The 18,288-nt window shown below is 69.8% G+C and carries 18 protein-coding genes; 9 read left to right on the forward strand and 9 right to left on the reverse strand.

Features of this window, described 5'->3' with window-relative positions; translation table 11 throughout:
• Positions 1-28 precede the first annotated feature (28 nt).
• The 4 genes from ACIQPR_RS01925 to ACIQPR_RS01940 form a co-directional block, all read right to left on the reverse strand.
• Positions 29-2,053, reverse strand: coding sequence for a beta-galactosidase (locus ACIQPR_RS01925; protein WP_403640421.1), 2,025 nt, complete (start codon positions 2,051-2,053; stop codon positions 29-31).
• Positions 2,054-2,274: 221 nt separating this feature from the next.
• A complete protein-coding gene (locus tag ACIQPR_RS01930) occupies positions 2,275-3,096 on the reverse strand; it encodes a carbohydrate ABC transporter permease (protein ID WP_403640424.1) in 822 nt (273 codons plus the stop codon).
• Entirely contained in the window at positions 3,096-4,124 is a 1,029-nt protein-coding gene (locus ACIQPR_RS01935; RefSeq protein ID WP_403640427.1) for a carbohydrate ABC transporter permease, read from the reverse strand. The genes ACIQPR_RS01930 and ACIQPR_RS01935 overlap by 1 nt, the downstream gene beginning before the upstream one ends.
• On the reverse strand, positions 4,121-5,467 hold the full coding sequence (locus ACIQPR_RS01940; RefSeq protein ID WP_403640430.1) for an extracellular solute-binding protein: 1,347 nt from the start codon (positions 5,465-5,467) through the stop codon (positions 4,121-4,123). The genes ACIQPR_RS01935 and ACIQPR_RS01940 overlap by 4 nt, the downstream gene beginning before the upstream one ends.
• A gap of 750 nt (positions 5,468-6,217) precedes the next feature.
• On the opposite strand from ACIQPR_RS01940, the gene ACIQPR_RS01945 reads away from it, so the two are divergent.
• Complete coding sequence (locus ACIQPR_RS01945; RefSeq protein WP_403640434.1) at positions 6,218-7,735, forward strand: alpha-N-arabinofuranosidase; 1,518 nt, start codon at positions 6,218-6,220, stop codon at positions 7,733-7,735.
• Positions 7,736-7,820: 85 nt separating this feature from the next.
• A complete protein-coding gene (locus tag ACIQPR_RS01950) occupies positions 7,821-8,813 on the forward strand; it encodes a LacI family DNA-binding transcriptional regulator (protein WP_403642829.1) in 993 nt (330 codons plus the stop codon).
• Between the two features lie 131 nt (positions 8,814-8,944).
• On the opposite strand, the gene ACIQPR_RS01955 is transcribed toward ACIQPR_RS01950, so the two are convergent.
• Positions 8,945-9,091 (reverse strand): hypothetical protein, encoded by a 147-nt coding sequence (locus ACIQPR_RS01955; RefSeq protein ID WP_403640437.1) that lies wholly within the window; start codon positions 9,089-9,091, stop codon positions 8,945-8,947.
• A gap of 186 nt (positions 9,092-9,277) precedes the next feature.
• On the opposite strand from ACIQPR_RS01955, the gene ACIQPR_RS01960 reads away from it, so the two are divergent.
• Positions 9,278-9,547, forward strand: coding sequence for a type II toxin-antitoxin system Phd/YefM family antitoxin (locus tag ACIQPR_RS01960; RefSeq protein ID WP_403640440.1), 270 nt, complete (start codon positions 9,278-9,280; stop codon positions 9,545-9,547).
• Positions 9,540-9,803, forward strand: coding sequence for a type II toxin-antitoxin system RelE/ParE family toxin (locus tag ACIQPR_RS01965; protein ID WP_403640443.1), 264 nt, complete (start codon positions 9,540-9,542; stop codon positions 9,801-9,803). The genes ACIQPR_RS01960 and ACIQPR_RS01965 overlap by 8 nt, the downstream gene beginning before the upstream one ends.
• Positions 9,804-9,935: 132 nt before the next feature.
• On the opposite strand, the gene ychF is transcribed toward ACIQPR_RS01965, so the two are convergent.
• Positions 9,936-11,024 carry a redox-regulated ATPase YchF gene (ychF, locus tag ACIQPR_RS01970; protein WP_403640446.1) on the reverse strand — a complete coding sequence of 363 codons (1,089 nt, stop codon included), beginning with the start codon at positions 11,022-11,024 and terminating at the stop codon, positions 9,936-9,938.
• A 189-nt stretch (positions 11,025-11,213) separates the two neighbouring features.
• On the opposite strand from ychF, the gene ACIQPR_RS01975 reads away from it, so the two are divergent.
• Positions 11,214-11,792, forward strand: coding sequence for a DUF6542 domain-containing protein (locus ACIQPR_RS01975; protein WP_403640449.1), 579 nt, complete (start codon positions 11,214-11,216; stop codon positions 11,790-11,792).
• Positions 11,793-11,933: 141 nt separating this feature from the next.
• Here the strand turns inward: ACIQPR_RS01975 and ppgK are convergent, their stop codons facing one another.
• Both ppgK and ACIQPR_RS01985 read right to left on the reverse strand, forming a co-directional pair.
• Positions 11,934-12,680 carry a polyphosphate--glucose phosphotransferase gene (ppgK, locus tag ACIQPR_RS01980; protein WP_403640452.1) on the reverse strand — a complete coding sequence of 249 codons (747 nt, stop codon included), beginning with the start codon at positions 12,678-12,680 and terminating at the stop codon, positions 11,934-11,936.
• A 29-nt stretch (positions 12,681-12,709) separates the two neighbouring features.
• A complete protein-coding gene (locus tag ACIQPR_RS01985) occupies positions 12,710-13,735 on the reverse strand; it encodes a 4-hydroxy-3-methylbut-2-enyl diphosphate reductase (RefSeq protein WP_403640455.1) in 1,026 nt (341 codons plus the stop codon).
• 98 nt (positions 13,736-13,833) lie between these two features.
• On the opposite strand from ACIQPR_RS01985, the gene ACIQPR_RS01990 reads away from it, so the two are divergent.
• From ACIQPR_RS01990 to ACIQPR_RS02005, 4 genes are all read left to right on the forward strand, one after another.
• Positions 13,834-15,270 (forward strand): APC family permease, encoded by a 1,437-nt coding sequence (locus ACIQPR_RS01990; RefSeq protein ID WP_403640458.1) that lies wholly within the window; start codon positions 13,834-13,836, stop codon positions 15,268-15,270.
• Positions 15,271-15,340: 70 nt separating this feature from the next.
• Entirely contained in the window at positions 15,341-16,558 is a 1,218-nt protein-coding gene (gene xseA / locus ACIQPR_RS01995; protein ID WP_403640460.1) for an exodeoxyribonuclease VII large subunit, read from the forward strand.
• Between the two features lie 9 nt (positions 16,559-16,567).
• Entirely contained in the window at positions 16,568-16,813 is a 246-nt protein-coding gene (locus ACIQPR_RS02000; RefSeq protein ID WP_403640463.1) for an exodeoxyribonuclease VII small subunit, read from the forward strand.
• 172 nt (positions 16,814-16,985) lie between these two features.
• Positions 16,986-17,576 carry a malonic semialdehyde reductase gene (locus ACIQPR_RS02005; protein WP_403640466.1) on the forward strand — a complete coding sequence of 197 codons (591 nt, stop codon included), beginning with the start codon at positions 16,986-16,988 and terminating at the stop codon, positions 17,574-17,576.
• 92 nt (positions 17,577-17,668) lie between these two features.
• Here ACIQPR_RS02005 and ACIQPR_RS02010 read toward each other — a convergent pair whose 3' ends face one another.
• Entirely contained in the window at positions 17,669-18,190 is a 522-nt protein-coding gene (locus ACIQPR_RS02010; protein WP_403640469.1) for a DUF4245 domain-containing protein, read from the reverse strand.
• Between the last annotated feature and the right edge of the window lie 98 nt (positions 18,191-18,288).

The following is an 18,288-nucleotide window of genomic DNA, read 5'->3' on the forward strand; positions in this document are numbered from 1 at the left end:
CCTTTCGGGAGGGGCGGGTGAGCGGGGTTCAGGCGGAGGGCCGGCGCGGTTCGCGGACGACCGCGATCCCGCCGGGGGCGAGCGTCACGGACCCGGGGGCCCGCTCGCCGGTGAGGAGTTCCACCGCGTCCTCGGCGACGGTCACCTCCGCGCCCGCCCCGGCGTGGTCGATCAGGAACAGGTAGTCGGCGGCGGCCGAGCGGCGGAGCACCGCCTCCACGCCCCGGGGCACCGCGCGGACCGGGGCGACGCCCGCCTCCTCGCGGACACAGGTCAGCAGGGAGGCGAGGGTCGCCGGATCGGGGCTGGTGGCCACGTACCAGGTGGTGCCGCGGCCGTACGTGTGCCGGGTGACGGCGGGGACGCCGGTCAGGTCGCCCTCGGTGTACCAGGCCACCGCGGTCGCGCCCGCCAGGGCCAGCCGCTCGGTCCACAGCGAGGCGGTGCCGCCGCCGCTGAGGGGCAGCGTCTCGCCGGGCAGCAGCGGGCGCAGTTCGTCCGCCCGCACGCCCAGCGCCTCGCGGAACGCGCCGGGGTAACCGCCCAGCCGCACACGGCAGTTCTCGTCCACCTGGCCGCTGTGGAAGCCGACCGCGAGGGTGCCGCCGCGCTCGGCGAAGCCGGTGAGGTTTACGGCGCCCGCGTCGTCGACCAGGTAGAGACTGGGCACCAGGACCAGGCGGTACGCCGAGAGGTCGGCGTCCGGGAGGACGAAGTCCACGGCGACGCCCGCCCGCCACAGCGGCTCGTACCAGGCGCGGACCCTGTCCTCGAAGCGCACCTCCTCGGACGGCCCGCCGGGCAGCTCCAGGGCCCAACGAGCGTTCCAGTCCCAGACGATCGCCACCTCGGCCGGGGTCGTGCTGCCCCGCACCTCCGCCAACGCCCGCAGGTCGGCGCCGAGTTCGACGACGTCCCGCCAGATCCGGCTGTCGGTGCCGGAGTGCGGGAGCATCGCCGAGTGCCACTGCTCGGCGCCCGCCCGGGACTGCCGCCACTGGAAGTAGGCGATGCCGTCGGCGCCGTGCGCGAGGTGGGCGAGGGCGTTGCGGCGCAACTCCCCCGGTTTCTTGGGCCGGTTGACGGGCTGCCAGTTGACGGCTCCGGTGGAGTGCTCCATCAGGAACCAGGGGCCGCCGGCCATGGAGCGGGTCAGGTCGCCGCTGAGCGCGATGTCCAACTCCGCCTCGGGATCGGGGGACATCAGGTAGTGGTCGTTGGAGACCACGTCCAAATCCGGTGCCCAGCGCCAGTAGTCGAGCTTGTCGGAGCCGCTCATCACCATGAAGTTGGTGGTGGCGGGGAGGTCCGGCGAGGCCGCCCGCAGCACCTCGCGCTCCGCCCGGTACAGGGACAGGAGTTCGTCGGAGCAGAAGCGGCGCCAGTCCAGGAGGTGGGCGGGGTTGGGCTGGGCGCCGGTCGCGCGGGGCGGGATGACCTCGTCCCAGTCGCAGAGGCGCTGGCTCCAGAAGGCGGTGCCCCAGGCGTCGTTGAGGGTGTCGAGGCTGTCGTACCGTTCCCGCAGCCAGTCCCGGAAGGCCGCCGCGCTCGTGTCGCAGTAGCAGGCCAGGTTGTGGCAGCCGTACTCGTTGTGGACGTGCCACATCACGACCGCCGGATGTCCGGCGTACCGCTCGCCGAGCGCGCCCGCGATCCGGACGGCCGCCTCCCGGTAGGCGGGGCTGGACGGGCAGAACGTCTGCCGGCTGCCGTACCAGAGGCGGCGGCCGTCCTGGTCCACCGGGAGGGCCTCGGGGTGGGCGCGGAAGAACCACGCGGGCGGCGCGGCCGTCGGGGTGGCGAGGTCGGCCGCGATGCCGTGGGTGTGCAGCAGGTCGAGGAGGCGGTCGAGGTGGGTGAAGTCGTGGGCGCCCTCGGCGGGTTCGAGCAGGGCCCAGGCGAAGATGCCGACGCTGACCAGGTTGACGCCGGCCTCGCGCATCAGGCGCATGTCCTCGGCCCAGGTCTCCTCGGGCCACTGCTCGGGGTTGTAGTCGCCGCCGTAGGCGATGCCGGGTACGGACAGCGCGGGGCGGGCGGGGCGGTCGGTCATGGGGCGGCTCCGGAGGAGGGTGCGGTCCGGGGGCTGGGGCGTGTGGTGGGAGTCCCGCCCGCGGGCAGGCGGGCCTCCCACCGCGCGCCCCATGGGCTGTCCGGCGGATCAGGTCGGCCCGGGCAGCGGCCGGCGTCGGTGAGCGGGGGCTGGTGCCGCAGCGCGGCGGGTGGCCGGTCGGCCGGGCTCGCGCCCGGCCGGGCCGGTGGTGTCGCGCGGGGTCACTTCAGGCCGGACGTGGCGACGCCCGCGACGAATCCGCGCTGGAGGATCAGGAAGAGGATCAGGACGGGCACGACGTACATCACGGTGCCGGCCGCCACGAGGTTGAAGAGCTGGCCGCCCTGGCTGTTGACATAGCCCGTGGTGATCTTGACGGCGAGGGTGGTGCGGTCGTCGTCCAGGAGCAGGGCGGGGGCGATGTAGTCCCCCCAGGTCCAGCTGAAGGAGAGGATCAGGCTGGTGGCGATGACCGGCCAGGACTGCGGGAGGAAGATCCGCCAGAAGATCCGGATCTGCCCGCAGCCGTCGATGATCGCCGCCTCTTCGAGCTCCTTGGGCATGTTCGCGAAGAACTGCCGGAACAGGAAGATCAGGTACGGCGCCCCGGCCAGGCCCCACAGCACCCAGGGCATGTACGTGTTGACCAGGCCGAACTTGGCGAACAGCAGGTAGGTCGGGATGAGCGTGATGACCTGGGGCATCATCATCGTCGACATCAGCACCCCGAAGACGGCCTTCTTGCCGGGCGCCTCCAGGCGGGCGAAGCCGTACCCGGCCCAGGCCGAGGCTAGGGTGACCAGCACCGCGTAGATGGTGGAGATCATCAGCGAGTTGCGGGCGTAGCCGATGAAGTCGAAGAAGTTCAGGGCGTCCCGGAAGTTGGCCAGCGTCGGGTCGTGCGGCAGCCAGTGGATGGGGATGGCGCGCAACTCGGCGAAGGGCTTGAACGCGGTGATCACCAGCCAGCCGAACGGGCTGAGGAAGAGCACCACCAGCGCGACCAGGATCATGTAGACGGCTTTGCGCCGGGCCAGCACCATCACTTGCCTCCGAGCGTCCGGACCTTGGGCTTCTTCTGCTCCGGTTCGACGGAGTAGAAGACGGCGCCCTTGGCGAGTCTGAAGACGGCGAAGGTGACGAGCAGGATGAACGCGAACAGCACCCACAGCAGCGCCGAGGCGTAGCCGTAGCGGCCGTTGGCGAAGTACTGGGCGAAGACGTCGATCATGATCAGGTAGTTGCCGTCGGGTACGGCCGACACACCCTTGGTGGTCGGGTCGAGCGAGATGAGCAGCGGTGCGAAGGTCTGGAGCGCGGCGATGACTCCGGTGACGACCTGGAAGAACAGCACCGGGGAGAGCAGCGGCAGGGTGATCCGGGTGAAGGACTGCCAGCTGTTGGCGCCGTCGACACGGGCCGCCTCGTGGAGTTCCCTGGGGATGTCCTGGAGCCCCGCCAGCGAGATGATCATGACGTTGCCGACGCCCCACATCGTCAGCATGATCAGCACGTAGCGGGCGTAGGGGTCGACCAGCCAGGAGACGCCGTTGACCCCGAGGACGTCGAGCACGCCGTTGGCGGCGCCGGAGTCCCGGTCGAAGATCATCTTGAAGATGAGGGCCGCCCCGACCGGCGGGACGACGGCGGGCAGGTACAGCAGGGTGCGGAACAGCCCGCGGAACCGGATCGGCTGGTTCACCAGCACCGCGAGCAGCAGACCGCCGATGATCGTCAGCGGCACGGTGATCGCGGTGAACAGCCCGGTGCGGGCCAGCGCCTGGAGGGTGTCCGGGTCGGTGAAGACCTCCCGGTAGTTGTCCAGGCCCACGAAGCGGGCGTTCGGGGACAGCCCGTCGGAGTTGGTGAAGCTGAGCCAGAGCGCGTACCCCAGCGGGTAGGCGGTCAGGGCCAGGAAGCCCAGCATCCAGGGTCCGGCGAAGACGTAGAAGGCGCCCGCCCGGCGGGAGTTCAGGGAGCGGGGCCGTGTGCGGCGGCCGGGGGCGGGCCCGTCGGGCGCCGTCCCCGGGCGGGACGGCACGGTCGCGCCGGTGAGCTGACCGGTACTCACCCCACCAGCTCCTTGCCCCGCTTGAGCTGGTCGTTCATCCGCGAGTTCAGCGAGTCGGCGATCTTGCCGACCGCGGTACCGGACTTGACCGCGTCCGGGAGCACCTTGCTGAGGATGCCGTTGAGGGCGTCCACCTGGGCGTACGGGCTGACCGGCAGCACCGAGAGGTAGGGCAGCTCCTGCTCCTGCACCTGGAAGGCCTGCTTCTGGAACGCGGTGGCCTGCGGCATCTGCGAGCGCAGCGAGTTCAGCGAGGGGATGCCCCAGCCGCTGGTGGCGCGGGCCTTGGCGGGCGCGCCGGCGAAGTACCACTCGAAGAGCTTCCAGGCGAGGTCCTTGTTCTTGGCCTGCTTGGGGATCCAGAAGCCGGTGCCGCCGAAACAGGGGCTGACGCGGTGGCTGCCGAGCTGCGGCGCGGGCGCGAAGGCCGAGACCTTCGACAGCTTGGCGTCGGCGCCGATCAGCCCGCCGAACCAGTAGCCGTCACAGGCCATCGCCATCCGGTTGGCCTGGTAGGTCGGGCCGTCCCAGCCGTCCGGGTTGGGGTTGACGAGGTTGGGTCCGACATCGGCCTTGGTGTAGTCGACGTACCACTGGAGGGCCTTGCGGGCCTCGGCGGAGGTGAAGTCGACGGTGGCCAGGTCGTCGGCGAACAGGCTGCCGCCGGCCGAGGCGGTCATCCACATCAGCTGGGCGAAGACGCTGAGGCCGGTGGCATTGAGGCCGTACACCTTGACCTTGCCGAGCCGGCGCTTGGTCAGCTGCTTGCCGAGGTCCAGCCACTCGTCCATGGAGAGCGGCTCGGTGGCGCTGGGGGCGTCCAGCTTGGCGGCCTCGAACAGGTCGGTGCGGTACCAGAACATGGAGTCCTGGGAGTAGTCCTTGGCGATGCCGTAGCGGGCGCCCGTGCCCTGCTTCTTGCCGTCGAACCGCCACACGTCGTTGACCTGGGCGAGGTCGGACTCCTTGATCGCGTCGCTCTTGGCGAGATACGGGGTGAGGTCCGTCATCAGGCCGCGGGCCGCGAAGTAGGGGGTGTCCGTGGCTCCCACACCGCGGACCACGTCCGGCGGGTTCTTGCTGGCCAGCATCGCGTTGAGCTTGGTGATGTCGTAGGTGACGATGCTGAGGCTGACGTCGAGCATCTTCTCGATGCTCTGCTTGGTCTTCTTGTCCCACTCGTCGGCCACGGTCATGACGGTGAGCGTCTTCTTGCCGCCGGAGCCGCCTCCGGAGTCGACCGAGGCGGCGCAGCCGGGCAGTGCGGTGGCGGCGAGCGCGGCACCGGCGGAGACGGCGAGGAAGCGACGGCGGTCGAGGGAGCCGCTGGCTGTTTCGGGCATGACGGGCAGACCTTTCGTACACGGCGCACACCGTGGATGCGTGGAGGTCGGGCGCTGCCGGACAGCCCCGACGGGAGACGAGAGACGGGAAGCGTGCGAAGTGGAGGAGTGAGGCGGTTCCGCGCTCACCGCGGGCCCGCTGCTTTCCGGGGACGGCGGGCCGGCTCCCGATGTGCCGATGAGCGGGTGGACCGTCGCTTCAGGAGGCGGGCCTCGCGGTTGCCCCGCGCAGGGGGCACGCACCTCGTCGTCACGGACGGCCGCCGGGCCGTCCTGTGGCCGAACCGCGCCGGTGGGCGCGCCGAGGGCCGATGACCGGTCCTTCGGCCTTGTGACGTCTCGCCCCGAAACGCCCGCCGGGAAAAACCGGTTGCGGGAAAACTCCGGCGAACGCTAGGCCGGTCCCGCTCATGGTGTCAAGAGGTGCGAAAAGCCGATCGGGGACGGTCGCGGACACCGTGACCGAACATGTTGCCGTAACCCTCTTGACTCTTCCGGTATCCCGATGGCAGCTTTTTGTAGCGCTACAAGCGATTGTGCGAAACCATCCTGAAAACTCACCAACCGGGGCACCCCCGGGCCGGAAGAGCCGCACACCCCTTGCCGGCGAACCCCTGAGGCCCCCCTGAGGCCCCCGCCTCTCCCGTTCCACTTCCACTTCCACTTCCACGGCACGGTCCACATCGCCCCTGGACCGCGCCCATCCCACCTCCCTCTCCCGCACCACCACGCCCACGCAGGAGTACCTCCGTGCCCAACGCCACCGCGGTCATCAACCTCGACATCGAGGGACCGACGATCAGCCGCCATCTCTACGGCCACTTCGCCGAACACCTCGGCCGCTGCATCTACGACGGCTTCTGGGTCGGCGAGGACTCACCGGTACCCAACGAAGGGGGCATCCGGCTCGACATCGTCGAGGCCCTGCGCGCCCTGGACATCCCCAACCTCCGCTGGCCCGGCGGCTGTTTCGCCGACGAGTACCACTGGAAGGACGGCATCGGCCCCCGCGACGAACGCCCCCGCATGGTCAACACCCACTGGGGCAACGTCGAGGAGAACAACCACTTCGGCACCCACGAGTTCATGGCCCTGTGCGAACTCCTGGGCGCGGAGCCCTACATCAGCGGCAACGTCGGCTCCGGCACCGTGCAGGAGATGAGCGAGTGGGTCGAATACCTCACCCGTGACGGCGACAGCCCCATGGTCCGCCTGCGCAAGGCCAACGGCCGCGAGGAGCCATGGCGGGTGAAGTACTGGGGCATCGGCAACGAGACCTGGGGCTGCGGCGGCAACATGCGCGCCGAGTACGCCGCCGACCTCTCCCGCCAGTACGCCACCTACTGCCGCGACCACGGCGACAACAAGCTCTACCGCATCGCCTCCGGCGCCTCCGACGACGACTACAAGTGGACCGAGACACTGATGCGGCAGATCAGCTGCTTCGGCTGCGAGGCCACCCCGAAGAACTACTTCCAGGGCCTGTCCTTCCACTACTACACGATCCCCGGCCCCTGGGAGGCGAAGGGCAACTCCATCGTCTTCGACACCGAGGACTACTACCGCACGATGGTCCAGGCCCGCCGCGTCGACCGCCTCATCGCCGGTCACAGCGCGGTCATGGACGTCTACGACCCGGGCCGCACGGTCGGCCTGGTGCTGGACGAGTGGGGCACCTGGTGGGACGTGGAGCCGGGCACCAACCCCGGGTTCCTGTTCCAGCAGAACAGCCTCCGCGACGCGCTCGTCGCCTCCACCCACTTCGACATCTTCCACAAGCACGCGGCCCGCCTGCACATGGCGAACATCGCCCAGACCGTCAACGTCCTCCAGGCGATGATCCTCACCGACGGCGACGCGCTCGTCCTGACCCCGACCTACCACGTCTTCGAGATGAACAAGGGCCACCAGGACGCCACTTCACTCGCCGTCCACCTGCGCGCCGACGACGCCCGGCGCACGGTCGGCGACACCGAGCTGGACACCCTGTCGGCCTCGGCGAGCGCCAAGGACGGCCGGCTCCTCGTCTCGCTCTCCAACCTGGACGCGGACGAGCCCGCCGAGATCACCCTCGACCTGCGGGGCCGCTCCATAGGCACGGCGAGCGCCCGCGTCCTGACCGCGGACCGGCTCCAGGACCACAACACCCCGCAAACGCCGGCCGCCGTGGCGCCGCGCGCCTTCGACGACGTCAAGGTCACCGACCGGGGCCTGACCCTGACCCTGCCGCCGCACTCCTTCCTCACCCTGAGCGCACCGCTGCTCTGACCGACCGGCCGGGGTGTTCCGGGCCATCGGGCAATAGCATGCGGGCGGGCTCCGAGACCACAGACCAGGGGTGAACGTGGCAACGATGCAAGACGTGGCCAAGGCGGCCGGAGTGTCGCCGATGACCGTGTCGAACGTCATCAACAACCATCCGAACGTCCGTCCGGCGACCCGCCAGAAGGTCCTGGAGGCGATGGCCCGGCTCGACTACCGGATCAACGTCGCCGCACGCAACCTCTCCAAGGGCCGGACCGGAACCATCGGATTCGCCGTCCCCGAGGTGAACAGCCCCTACTACAGCAGACTCGCCACCGCCATCATCGCCGCGGCGGCCCGGCACAACCTCAGGGTGAGCATCGAACAGACCGGCACACGCGAGAGCGAACTGGACGCCCTGTCCCTCTCGCGCAACCTGCTCTACGACGGCCTCATCATCAGCGCCGCCAGCATGGGCCCCTCGGACGCCGAGCGGCTCAAGGTGGACCACCCGGTGGTCGTCCTCGGCGACCGGATCCTCGAAGGCCCCGTCGACCACGTCGGCATGCCCAACCTCGAAGCCTCCCGGGCCGCCACCCGCCATCTCATCGAGCGGGGCTGCCGGCGCATCGCCATCCTGTGCATGCCGTTCGAGGAGGTCGACACCTCCAGCCTCCGCCTCGCGGGCTACCGGGAGGCATTGGCGGCGGCCGGCCTGGCGGCGGATCCCGAACTGGTCCAGCAGGTCACCAGATTCGACATGCGCCAGGGCGCGCTGACCGCACGGAAGATGGCGGCGAGCGGCCTCGACTTCGACGGCCTGTTCTGCGCGACGGACTCCCTCGCGATGGGCGCCCTGCGCGGACTGGCCGACACCGGCATCCGTGTGCCCGACCAGGTCAAGGTCATCGGCTTCGACAACATCACGGAGAGCGAGTACTTCATCCCCTCCCTCTCCACCATCGACCCGAACCACGACGCCATGGCCGAACGAGCCGTCGACCTCCTGGTCCGCCGCATCGAACAGCCCACCCCCCAGACCGACCACGAGGAGGCGGTCTGCGCGTTCTCTCTTGTGGTTCGGGAGTCGACGGGGGGTTGACCATGCTGGGGCGCCGGCTACACGTTGAAGCGGAACGGAACGTCCACCACAGCGCTCCCCGCCGCGAAAACGAACCTTCTACAGATCTGATCCAGCGCACATCCAGCGCGGTCGGAACCTATTCAGCACACTCATTCCGGATAGGCGGGCGCCGTGTCGGGCTCCAGCCCCTCAACCCTCGCGTCAGGATGCTTGAGCGCCCAGGCCCGGTTCCACCACACCATCACCCGCTCGCGCAGCTCAACGAGCTCCGCCGTGAGCTGATCAAGATGCTCCACGCTCAGAGGTTCAATTGGACCGGGGCAAGCTCTTCGTCAGGCAATCGCTCGTCACTCATGCGGCGGATCTGTCACCGGCATCAGACTCCGACCCTGCGCCCGGGGGGGATCCCGCTACGCCTCCGGGCCGAGCGCACGACCTCATCACGATTGTGTACACATGGCACTCTCGGTACACTTGAGCGTATGACGCGACCGCTGCCCATAGAGTCCATCCGTGCCGTGCGCGCACACCTGGCGGAGGTGGTGGAGCGCGCGGATCGCGACGACACGCCCACAGTGATCACACGTCGAGGCAAGGAGGTCGCCGCCGTCGTCTCCATCGAGGTGCTGCGCAAGTATCAGGAGTGGGAAGAGCGCGAGATCAACCGGATCATCGACGAGCGCATGGCCAATCCGGCCCCCGGCATCCCGATCGAGGACATCATGAGGGAGACGCTGGCTCGGAGTGAGTGACTACCGAACCGTCTTCCGCCCTGAGGCGCAGGCCGAGCTTCGGAAGATCCCTCGCGACATGGCCCTGCGCATCCTGGCAAAGCTGACCGAGCTGGAGACCGACCCCCTCGGCTTCAACACCACCGCGCTCGTGTCCCAGCCCGAGCGACGCCGTCTGCGCGTCGGCGACTACCGCGTCGTCTACACGATCGACAACGGAGAGCTGGTGGTCTGGGTCGTTCACGTGGGACACCGATCCACCTTCTACGAGACGTAATTACCGCTGCCCCTGCGTCAGAAAGCCCAGCACCCATCCAGCACGGTGACGACGAAGGGGTTGGACTCGATCGAGTCCAACCCCTTCTGACTTGTGTTTGCCACGTCAGCAACGTGGTGTTGTTTCATCCGCTCACACGTTGAAGCGGAACTCCACCACATCCCCGTCCTGCATCACATACTCCTTGCCCTCCATGCGCGCCTTCCCCTTGGCGCGGGCCTCCGCGACCGAGCCCATTTCCACCAGGTCGGTGAAGGAGATGACCTCCGCCTTGATGAAGCCCTTCTGGAAGTCGGTGTGGATGACTCCGGCGGCCTCGGGGGCGGTGGCGCCCTTCTTGATGGTCCAGGCGCGGGATTCCTTGGGGCCGGCCGTGAGGTACGTCTGGAGGCCGAGGGTGTCGAAGCCGACGCGGGCGAGGGTGGCGAGGCCGGGCTCCTCCGCGCCGACCGACTCCAGGAGTTCCATCGCGTCCTCCTCGTCGAGCTCGGCGAGGTCCGCCTCCAGCTTGGCGTTCAGGAAGATCGCCTCGGCGGGGGCCACCAGGGCGCGCTGGGCCGTCTTGAAGTCCTCGTCCACGAGTTCGTCCTCGTCGACGTTGAAGACGTAGAGGAAGGGCTTCGTCGTCAACAGGTGCAGGTCGTGGAGGAGTTCCTCCTTGCCCGAGCCCTGGACGACGCCCTGCGAGAAGAGGGTGTCGCCGCGCTCCAGGATCTCCTTCGCCGCCTCGACCGCCGCGACCTTCGGGACGACGTCCTTCTTGATGCGCGAGTCCTTCTGGAGGCGCGGCAGGACCTTCTCAATGGTCTGGAGGTCGGCGAGGATCAGCTCGGTGTTGATCGTCTCGATGTCGTCCTTGGGCGAGACCTTGCCGTCGACGTGCACGACGTTCTCGTCCTTGAAGGCACGGATGACCTGGCAGATCGCGTCCGACTCACGGATGTTGGCGAGGAACTTGTTGCCCAGGCCCTCGCCCTCGGAGGCGCCCTTCACGATGCCCGCGATGTCGACGAAGTCGACGGTCGCCGGGAGGACCTTCTGCGAGGAGAAGATCTCGGCCAACTTGGTCAGGCGCGGGTCGGGGACGCCGACCACGCCGACGTTCGGCTCGATCGTGGCGAACGGGTAGTTGGCCGCGAGCACGTCGTTCTTGGTCAGGGCGTTGAACAGGGTCGACTTGCCGACATTCGGCAGACCGACGATTCCGATCGTGAGCGACACGTTGCGACTTCCCGTACGTGAGAGGCGTGAGAGCGATGAGGGGGCTCGCGGGGCTGCGGCCCGGGGCCGATCCACCAGTCTACGGCGTGAGCCGCCCCGCCCCGGCTCCGCCTCGAACACCTGGCCAAGCTCTGCTCATCGGCGTGTCCCAGGACCTATTCGGCACATAAACCGACCTAAGTTGGTCCAGTGGAGCAACACAGGACACGACCCCCGCAGCCCGGCGCGAGACGCGGGGCCCCGCCGCTGCCCCCGCAGGCGGGCCGGGGCCCGAACGGCGGCCCGGCCCGTACCACCCCCCGGTCGGGACCCCAGGCACGCGGCTCCGCCCAGCGCCGTCCGGCGGCCGTACGACGCCCCGGCCCGGCGGCGACCTCGTCCGTACGGCCGTTGCCGAACCCCCGGCTCACCGGGCTCGGCGGCGGCCTGTTCTGCGCCGCCGTGATGCTCGTGCTCGGGTTCCTCGACCAGCTGCTGTTCGGGGCCTCGCTGACCGTCTACGGCGTGCTGTTCCTGCCGGTGTGCGTGCTGACGGCGGTCTGGATCCGGCGCGGTGACCTGCTGACCGCGCCGGTCGTCGTGCCGATCGCCTTCGCCGTCGGCCTGTTCCCGGTGGCCGACGGCAGCGGCGGCCTTGGCAACCGCCTGATGGGCCTGTTCACCGGCCTCGCCACCCAGGCCGGCTGGCTCTACGGCGGAACGTTCACCGCGGGCCTCATCGCAACGGTCCGCAGAATCCAGCTGGTCCGGCGCCGCCGCCGGGGGTGAGGTCCAAGGCCAAGGGTCCAAGGCCGAGCATCGAAGGCCGAGATCCAAGGGCCCATGGCCGAGGAGAGCCTTCTTATCGGCCCATCCGGCCCATCCGGCTGCCCCACCCCACCCCGCCCGGCCTCATCCGCCGGACAGGCCCTAGTCGTCCCCCGCCGCGTGCATCGCCGCCCCCACGATCCCCGCGTTGTTCTGAAGCTGCGCCGGGACGATCTCGGCCTTGATGCCCTCGATGAAGTGCAGGAACTTGTCGGCCTTGCGGCTGACTCCGCCGCCGATGATGAACAGTTCCGGCGAGAACAGCATCTCCACGTGGGCGAGGTACTTCTGGACGCGGTGGGCCCAGTGCTCCCAGGTCAGCTCGCCGTCCTCCTTGGCCTTGCTGGACGCCTTCTTCTCGGCGTCGTGGCCGTTCAGCTCAAGGTGGCCCAGTTCCGTGTTGGGGACCAGCGTGCCGTTGACGAACAGGGCGCTGCCGATGCCCGTGCCGAAGGTCAGCAGGATCACCGTGCCCTTGCGGCCCTGGCCGGCGCCGAAGTGCATCTCGGCGACGCCCGCCGCGTCCGCGTCGTTGACGACGGTCACGGGGAGGCCGCCCAGTCTGTCGCTGAACAGCGCGCCCGCGTCCGTGTCGATCCAGCTCTTGTCGACGTTCGCCGCCGTACGGATCGTGGCCCCGCCGGTGACCACGCCCGGGAACGTGAGCCCGACCGGGCCCGTCCAGCCGAAGTGCTCGACGACTTCCTTCACGCCGTCCGCCACCCCGTCCGGCGTCGCCGGGTGCGGGGTGAGCACTTTGCACCGCTCTTGGGCCAAATCGCCCTTGTCCAGGTCCACAGGGGCGCCCTTGATCCCGGATCCACCGATGTCCACGCCGAAGATCTGCATGGATCCACGCTACGACGAACGACTGACAGTCACTGCCCGGAGGGGGTCGTACGGGCCGTACCGGTGCGCTCCGCGACCAGGGCCGCCGCCTCTTCGCGCAGGTCACGGCGGAGTTCCTTGGGCAGCGAGAACGTGATGGACTCCTCGGCCGCCTTCACCAGCTCGACGTCCTCGTAGCCGTGCCCGGACAGCCACTCAAGGACCTGTTCGACCAGGATCTCCGGCACGGAGGCCCCGGACGTGACGCCGACCGTGGTCACTCCCTCGAGCCAGGCCTCCTCGATCTCGTCGGCGAAGTCCACGAGGTGGGCGTCGCGGGCACCGGCCAGCTTGGCGACCTCGACGAGCCGTACGGAGTTGGAGGAGTTCTTCGAGCCGACCACGATCACCAGGTCGGCCTCCTCGCCCATCTGCTTCACGGCGAGCTGACGGTTCTGCGTGGCGTAGCAGATGTCGTCGCTGGGCGGGGAGATGAGCAGCGGGAACTTCTCCTTCAGGGCGTCGACGGTCTCCATGGTCTCGTCGACGGAGAGGGTCGTCTGGGAGAGCCAGACCACCCTGGAGGGGTCGCGGACCTCGACCTTGGCGACGTCGGACGGGCCGTCGACGAGGGTGATGTGGTCGGGGGCCTCTCCGGAGGTGCCGATGACCTCCTCGTGGCCCTCGTGCCCGATGAGGAGGATGTCGAAGTCGTCGTTGGCGAACCGGACGGCTTCCTTGTGGACCTTGGTCACCAGGGGGCAGGTCGCGTCGATGGTGGCGAGATTGCCCCGCCTGGCCTCGTCGTGGACGACGGGCGCGACGCCGTGCGCGGAGAACATCACGATGTTCCCCTCGGGGACCTCCTCGGTCCGCTCGACGAAGATGGCGCCCTTCTTCTCCAGGGTCTGCACGACGTACTTGTTGTGCACGATCTCGTGCCGGACGTAGATCGGAGCCCCGTACTGCTCAAGGGCTTTCTCGACGGCGATCACGGCGCGGTCCACACCCGCGCAGTAGCCCCGGGGGGCGGCGAGCAGGACACGGCGGCCAGACGAAGCGGTCATGCGTCCCATCGTAAGGCCGCGCTCGACGGGTCAAAGATCGCGTCCTTGGGGAGACTGGCCGTGGGACGGGAGGGGTGGGGCCGGGCACGAGCTACGGGAGACGTGAGATGGCGGAGACGGGCACGGACGCGACGACCACGGCCGACGGGGCGCCCCAGCTGCGGCGCAGCCTCGGTTTCCGCGATCTCGTCGTCTACGGGCTGCTGTTCATCGCCCCCATGGCCCCGGTCGGTGTGTTCGGCACCCTGGACGCCAAGTCGCACGGCGCGGTCGCGCTGGTCTACATCGTGGCGACGGTCGCGATGGCGTTCACCGCGTTCAGCTACGCGCAGATGGTGCGGGTCGTCCCCCAGGCGGGCTCGGTGTTCGCCTACGCGCGCGTGGGGCTCGGCAAGGAGGCCGGGTTCATCGCCGGCTGGATGGCGATGCTGGACTACGTCCTGATCCCCGCCGTCGCCTATCTCTTCTCCGGGATCGCCATGAACGCCCTGGTCCCGGACGTCTCCCGGTGGGTGTGGACCGCGCTGGCGGTCGTCCTGACGACCTGCCTCAACCTCTGGGGCGTGCGGGCCGCCGCGCGCGTGGGCTTCCTGGTCCTCGCGATGGAGATCGTGGTCCTCGTGGTGTTCGTCGTGTCGGCGGTCGTCGTCCTCGCGCGCGACGGCGCCGAACGCGGCTGGCTGTCGCCGCTCTCCGGGGACGGCACCCAGGGCGCGTTCGCGCTGTCGGCGGTGATCGGCGCGGTCTCGGTCGCCGTCCTGTCCTACCTGGGCTTCGACGCGGTCGCCACCTTCGCGGAGGAGGTCACCGGCGGCTCCGAGAGGGTCGCCAGGGCACTGCTCGTCTGTCTCGCGCTCGCCGGTGTCCTGTTCATCACCCAGACGTATCTGGTCGCCCTCCTGGAGCCGACGACTTCCGCGCAGCTCGCCGCCGACGCCGGAAAGCAGGGATCGGCGTTCTACGACGCGGTCGACGTGTCGGTGGGCGGCTGGCTGCACAACCTGGTGGCCGTCAGCAAGGCGATCGGCGCGGCCTTCGCGGCGCTCGTGGGACAGGCCGCGGCGGGCCGCCTGGTCTTCGCGATGGCCCGCGACCGGCGGCTGCCCCGCGCCCTGTCGAGGACCGACGGCGGACTACCGCGGGTCGCGCTGCTCTCGGCGGCTCTGATCACGCTGGTCGCGGCGGTCTGGGCGGCCCGCCGCGACGACGGCCTCGACCAGCTGGTGTCGGTCGTCGACATCGGCGCCCTGACCGCCTTCACGCTGCTGCACGCGAGCGTGGTGGGCTGGTTCGCGGTGCGGCGCCGGGGCGGCCCGGTGGTGTGGTGGCGGCACGTGCTGGTGCCGGTGCTGGGGGCGGCGATCACGATCGCGGTGATCGTGGAGGCGTCCGGTACGGCCCAGGTGGTGGGCGCGGTCTGGCTGGGGGTGGGCCTGGCGGTGCTCGCGGCGCAGAGCGGCCGGAACAGGAACAGGGCCGGCACGGACACCGGCGCAGGCACAGGCACGGGGACCGGCACAGGCACCGGCACGGAGACCAGTTGAGGGGCACACGCTTCTCACCTCGGCTCTCGCCTCGACCGCGTTGTCAGAGGCGGCCGTTACTCTCGGGCGCATGGCTCTCAACACGGCTCCGGACGCCCCGCTCCCCGTCGGTGAGGTCTCCCGGCTGATCGGCGGGTGGATCGACCGGCTCGGCGCGGTGTGGGTCGAGGGGCAGATCACCCAGCTGTCGCGGCGGCCCGGCGCCGGTGTCGTGTTCCTGACGCTGCGCGACCCGTCGTACGACATCTCGGTGAGTGTGACCTGTTTCCGGCAGGTGTTCGACGAGATCGCGGACGTCGTCAGCGAGGGCGCGCGGGTGGTGGTCCTCGCGAAGCCGGAGTGGTACGCCCCGCGCGGGCAGTTGTCGTTGCGGGCCACGGAGATAAGGCCGGTGGGGGTGGGTGAACTGCTCGCGCGGCTGGAGCAGTTGAAGAAGTCGCTCGCGGCCGAGGGCTTGTTCGCGGCCGACCGGAAGAAGCCGTTGCCGTTCCTGCCGCAGCTCATCGGGCTGGTCTGCGGGCGGGCCTCGGCGGCCGAGCGGGACGTCCTGGAGAACGCGCGGCACCGCTGGCCCGCCGTCCGCTTCGAGGTGCGCAACGTACCGGTGCAGGGCGTGCACGCCGTGCCGCAGGTGGTGCAGGCCGTGAAGGAGCTGGACGCGCTCGACGGCGTGGACGTGATCATCGTGGCGCGCGGCGGCGGCAGCGTGGAGGACCTGCTGCCGTTCTCCGACGAGCAGTTGGTGCGGGCCGTGGCGGCCTGCCGTACCCCTGTCGTGTCCGCGATCGGGCACGAGCCCGACAACCCGCTCCTGGACTACGTCGCCGACCTGCGCGCCTCGACCCCCACCGATGCGGCCAAGAAGGTCGTGCCGGACGTGGGCGAGGAGTACGAGCGGGTACGGCAGCTGCGCGACCGGGCGCGGCGGTGTGTGCTCGCGTTCGTCGACCGGGAGGAGCGCGGGCTGGCGCAGGCGCTGGCGCGGCCGTCGATGGAGGATCCGCACCGGATGATCGACGAGCGGGCGGACCATGTCGCCGCGCTCCTCGACCGCGGCCGGCGCACTCTCGGCCATCTCCTGGACCGCGCCGACTCGGAGCTGACGCACACGCACGCGCGCGTGGTGGCCCTTTCCCCGGCGGCGACCCTGAAGCGGGGGTACGCGGTGCTTCAGAAGGCGGACGGGCACGCGGTGCGGGACCCGGAGGAGGTGGCGGCGGACGAGCCGCTGCGGGCGCGGGTCGCCGAGGGCGAGTTCACGGTTCGAGTCGACACGGCACATGCATAGGGTGGGCGGATGACCAGCAAGGTTGACGAAGGTGCCGGTACGGCGGAGTCGCTCGGCTACGAGCAGGCGCGCGACGAGCTGATCGAGGTCGTACGGCGGCTGGAGGCGGGCGGTACGACGCTGGAGGAGTCGCTCGCGCTCTGGGAGCGGGGCGAGGAGCTGGCGAAGGTGTGCAGGCGCTGGCTGGACGGGGCCCGGGCGCGGCTGGACGCGGCGCTGGCGGAGGAAGAGGCCGCGGAAGAGGGCGGCGAGTAGCCGCCGCTACCAGGCGAGCCGCTTCGCGGGGCGACGGCGGTGATCTGCTGTGAAGCGGATCACTACGCCCCGCTTTTTGTTGAACCTTGAACTTCCCTGTCGTACCGTCGGTGTCGTCAGCCTATCCGGACCACGGTCCGGATAACCGGCCCGCCCCCGAGGAAGTTCCCGCATGTCTCTCGTTCTTGACCCCGCCGCCCAGGACCTGCTGTTCCGCGAGGCCCGCACCGCGAACACCTTCACCGACGAGCCCGTGACCGACGAGCAGGTCCAGGCGATCTACGACCTGGTCAAGTACGGCCCGACCTCGATGAACCAGTCGCCGCTGCGCGTCACCCTGGTCCGCTCCCCCGAGGCCCGTGAGCGCCTGGTGCGGCACCTCTCCGAGGGCAACCAGAAGAAGACCGCCGCCGCCCCGCTGGTCGCGATCCTCTCCGCGGACAACGAGTTCCACGAGGAGCTGCCGCACCTCTTCCCGCACTTCCCGCAGGCCAAGGACGCCGTGTTCGCCGAGCGCTCGGTCCGCGAGGGCAACGCCAGGCTGAACGCCGCCCTCCAGGCCGCGTACTTCATCATCGGCGTCCGCGCCGCCGGTCTCGCCGCGGGCCCGATGACCGGTCTCGACTTCGCGGGCGTCCAGAAGGAGTTCCTGGACGACGACCACACCCCGCTGATGGTCGTCAACATCGGCAAGCCGGGCGAGGACGCCTGGTTCCCGCGCTCCCCGCGACTGGAGTTCGACCAGGTCGTCACCACCGTCTGAGACACGCGGCACGACGAGGGCCCGGCACATGCTGTGCCGGGCCCTCGTCGTGCCGCCGACGGGCACTTCTGCCCCGCCGTCCGCTTCGCCTTCTACTTCGTCCTCAACGCCTGCGCCATCTCGGTCAGTTGAGTGAAGGAGCCCGTGCCCGCCACGACCGTCGTCGAGCCCTTCTCCGCGAGCACGAGGGCGTCGTAGCGACCGCCCGTGTAGCGGGTCCAGGTGCGGCCGTCGATGGTCTGGGTGGTCTTCGTCGCGGAGGCGCCCTGGCTGGCGGTGTCCACGAAGTCGGCCGGCTTCTGAGTCGACTGCTCTATCTGCACGTACTGTCCGTCGGGGGCACTGAACCCGAGGTGCCAGGTGTCGAACGCGGCGCCGTCGTAGCGGACCGAGGTCGCCTTCCAGGTCTTCGGCAGGCCCTGCGGCGCCACCACCGGGTACGGCGCCGCGCGGCGCGCCGTGAGCAGCTCCACGCGGTAGTCGACCCGCTTGAGGTCGGGAGCGTGGTCGCTGTGCGGGATGAAGACGTAGACGATCGCCGCCGCGATCACGATCAGGCCCAGGGAGAGAACCATGTCCCGGACCGTCTTCTGCTTGCCGTTCGAACCTGCCACGCCCCTATCGTCGCAGGTGCCCTGGTCCGCTCATCCGTGGGGCCCCCTGCTCATTTTGTCTGCCTGGCGATAGAGTCGTGGCCATACCCTCATCCGGC

Origin of the sequence: Streptomyces sp. NPDC091280 (assembly GCF_044768565.1) — a bacterium.
Taxonomy (GTDB): domain Bacteria; phylum Actinomycetota; class Actinomycetes; order Streptomycetales; family Streptomycetaceae; genus Streptomyces.